This window comes from Methylobacter sp., from assembly GCF_030680395.1.
Classification (GTDB): Bacteria; Pseudomonadota; Gammaproteobacteria; order Methylococcales; family Methylomonadaceae; genus Methylobacter_A.
Genome location: NZ_JAUXVR010000002.1, coordinates 1 through 2,887 on the forward strand (window position 1 = coordinate 1; position 2,887 = coordinate 2,887).

Genomic DNA, 2,887 nt, shown 5'->3' on the forward strand with positions numbered 1-2,887 from the left:
AGATTTTAGGTGACGATTCCCAACTAAGCGATCCAAGCGCTTGATTTTATGTTTGATAAACGTAGGCCCGGAAATCGCCCGACCCAGTGTCGTAATCGACACGGATGCGCCGGTCAAGCCGGCTCCGACCGCAATCATTAAGGCATTGAGTCGCGCAGCATGAAGGTTAGGGAGTGACTGTTTTAACAGAGCATGTAATGTGTTGATGATCGACATAAGATTTTCCTGCTGACGCATTTTTTCTGGCGAGAAAATCTTATTTTAGCGACACTCAGGCTTTAATTGGATAAAAAATACTAAATAGCACATTGTTTTATATCGATATTTCGTGGGGATACCTCAGAGTATGACCCCATTGATTTGGTCGCAGGTGAATTCAACCACGACATTTTGCGCATGTTGATGTCGGGCGTAAACAGCATGCTCGACCTACCGGGCTCGGATAGCCAAACTTAATACGCCAACTGCTCCAGCGTGATACCCAAAGCATCCGCGGCTTTTTGCAGCGTGGCTTTGCGCGGACGCTTGGCGGACTCAATCTGCGCGTAACCGGCTTGGCTGATACCCATCCGTTCTGCCATGTCGGTTTGAGTCAGCATCAGGTATTCACGCCAAGCTTGCAGCATACTGACCCCATCCATGATGCGCTTACCAACGACAGCGTTCGGAATCATGCCGGGACGGACAACGCCGGGCAGTTTAATAAAATCGGCATAGGGCAGCACTACAAACGCCGGTTTACCGTCGTTGTCTAAAATGGTTTGGTAGTTAGTAAGTGCGCTCATCGCGTTTTTTCACCTCTTCAATATCAATAATACGTACGGCGCCGTCGAACTCAAAAAACACCCGGAAATCACCCACCCGCAGGCGGTAGCTGTAGGCATGGTTAGTCAGCTTTTTAACGCCCTGGCAATTCGGAAAATCAACCAATACCTGCGCTTCGGTATAAATCCGCTGACGCATGGCGATTTCCTTGACCTTTTCAAGCTGCTTAAGGGCTTTAGGCTTCCAGCTGATTGTATTCATAAGTCAAATTATAAGTATTTTATAAGACTTGTCAAAGATAAAGGGCCGTAGGATGTGCTTCACTTTGTTTAGCGCATCCTACGTGCTTTTTGTTAATTAACCCCGTTACTTTGATTTTCGGTTGCTGGGGAGCAAGCGTTCATACTCATCTTTAACCGCCGCATAGCACTCACACACTCGCTTTTCAAGTTCGCGGCGTTTCAACACTGTAATCCGACCACGTGTGCGTATAATCAATTTAGCAGTTTCTAACTGACCAAGAACCAGGGTCACGCTCTCCCGGCGTATACCCAATAATTGCCCAATTCTAGCTTGCGTTATTACCACTTCATCGTCATGTAATCTATCCAAAGTCATCAACAGCCATCGGCAAACTTGCTGATCCAGATTATGATGTTGGTTGCATACTGCAACTTGGGATGTCTGAGCAAGTAAACCCTGCGTAAAAAGCAGGGCTACGTGTTGAAGTTTACCTCCTAACGAGAATTCTTGTTTCATCACTTTCCGGCTGAGTCGATAAGCATAACCTATGCTTTGCACTTCTGTGCTAGTAGGCAAGCTCTCACCTCCCATAAAAATGGAAATGCCAACTATACCCTCGTTTCCAACCAGAGCGGTTGAGCTTGTAGAGCCGTCTTCCAGGGCATAGACCAGCGAAACAATGCCAGAGGTCGGGAAATGCACAAAATTTACATGGTCACCTGACTCAGATATCGTCCATCCCAATGGCAACTGAACGAGCTTAAGCTCGGGTAACAAGCGATTGTATTCCGCGGCCGAAAGGGCTGCAAGGATGAAATTTTGCTTAGGATCTGGGGACGAATCATTTGTTATTATCGTTTGTGACATATTTTGATTGTCAAGTATAAAAACCGTCAAATTGGCGTAAGAAAGACTGCATTAATATATTAATTCATACATTTAGGCTAGCGAAACTTTGCTTTGACTATCGTTGTCCTCAGCAAATGTGGATTTATTCATAAATTAAGTCTAACCGCCAACGTCAGGGCCGTAGGATGCGCCAAGGTACCAAGCGCATCAATCGCGAATGATGCGCTTCACTTTGTTTAGCGCATCCTACGAGACTGCCTTAAGCCGCCCGCAATTCCTCATGCAAAATCTTGCGTAAAAGTTCAGCAGTAAGCGGGGCCGATTCTGGCGACAGTCTGACGCGCAAAGCCTCGTTAATCAGGGTTTGATAGCCCTTGCCACTTTCTGCGGCACGTCTCCTGGAACGCCGCAAGAATATCGTCATTCAAAAAATAGTAATGCAAATCAATGGAAAATCAATGGGGTCAGATTTGCGGTCAATGCTGTTGACTTAAGCAAAACGCCCCCTATCTCTGTGGCACGTGTTTTATGTCAATGGTCAACAGAAATGAATACCCCCGTTATCCACAGTTTTTATAGCCAACTCATCGGTCTTTTGCCTGCCTTTCGTCAAACGGTTGGAAAACTGAAAAAGGAACATTTTACTCGGAGCCGCAAACTCCCCCTCTCCAGACTTATTGTGACTCTCCTACATTTAACGGCAAGCGGTTCGCGCCATGAAGGCGTGGACATTAAATTAAGCGGTTTTTTCAACCTGTCGCGGCGTGGTGGACTTTGGCCGGAAGCTCAAACACCCCATCGTAGCGCACTGACCAAGGCTCGCAGCAAAGTCAGCTGGGAAACGTTTGCCGAGCTTTTTGCGTAAAGCCGTTGATTTGGCGTATCAAGAATTCCCGCAACGCGACGAATATACGTGGCGCGGCCTGTCAGTGTTTGCCTTCGACGGCTCCAAATAGTCGCTGCCGGCCACCGCCGAACTCCGCAAGACATTCGATCCGGACAGCGGACTGGACAAGCCGGGCAAGGGCCA

General features: G+C 47.5%; 4 protein-coding genes and 1 pseudogene. 1 reads left to right on the top strand and 4 read right to left on the bottom strand.

Annotated features, from left to right (window positions below):
• The 4 genes and pseudogenes from Q8L79_RS00220 to Q8L79_RS00235 all read right to left on the bottom strand — a co-directional run.
• Positions 1 to 216, bottom strand: a pseudogene (locus tag Q8L79_RS00220) (IS4 family transposase); the annotation flags it as partial.
• Positions 217 to 452: 236 nt separating this feature from the next.
• The gene (locus Q8L79_RS00225) at positions 453 to 785 is read right to left on the bottom strand and encodes a helix-turn-helix transcriptional regulator (protein WP_305266984.1); all 333 of its coding nucleotides are present in this window, start codon (positions 783 to 785) and stop codon (positions 453 to 455) included.
• On the bottom strand, positions 769 to 1,026 hold the full coding sequence (locus Q8L79_RS00230) for a type II toxin-antitoxin system RelE/ParE family toxin (RefSeq protein WP_305266986.1): 258 nt from the start codon (positions 1,024 to 1,026) through the stop codon (positions 769 to 771). The genes Q8L79_RS00225 and Q8L79_RS00230 overlap by 17 nt, the downstream gene beginning before the upstream one ends.
• 105 nt (positions 1,027 to 1,131) lie before the next feature.
• The gene (locus Q8L79_RS00235) at positions 1,132 to 1,875 is read right to left on the bottom strand and encodes a Crp/Fnr family transcriptional regulator (protein ID WP_305266987.1); all 744 of its coding nucleotides are present in this window, start codon (positions 1,873 to 1,875) and stop codon (positions 1,132 to 1,134) included.
• Positions 1,876 to 2,221: 346 nt separating this feature from the next.
• Here Q8L79_RS00235 and Q8L79_RS00240 point away from each other — a divergent pair, with 346 nt between their 5' ends.
• Positions 2,222 to 2,722, top strand: coding sequence for a hypothetical protein (locus tag Q8L79_RS00240; protein WP_305266989.1), 501 nt, complete (start codon positions 2,222 to 2,224; stop codon positions 2,720 to 2,722).
• Positions 2,723 to 2,887: the final 165 nt, after the last annotated feature.

What these genes read in the sequence shown, in the direction of transcription:
- Q8L79_RS00225 (WP_305266984.1), bottom strand. Translation starts at nt 785, where the DNA reads ATGAGCGCACTTACTAACTACCAAACCATTTTAGACAACGACGGTAAA.
- Q8L79_RS00230 (WP_305266986.1), bottom strand. Translation starts at nt 1,026, where the DNA reads ATGAATACAATCAGCTGGAAGCCTAAAGCCCTTAAGCAGCTTGAAAAG.
- Q8L79_RS00235 (WP_305266987.1), bottom strand. Translation starts at nt 1,875, where the DNA reads ATGTCACAAACGATAATAACAAATGATTCGTCCCCAGATCCTAAGCAA.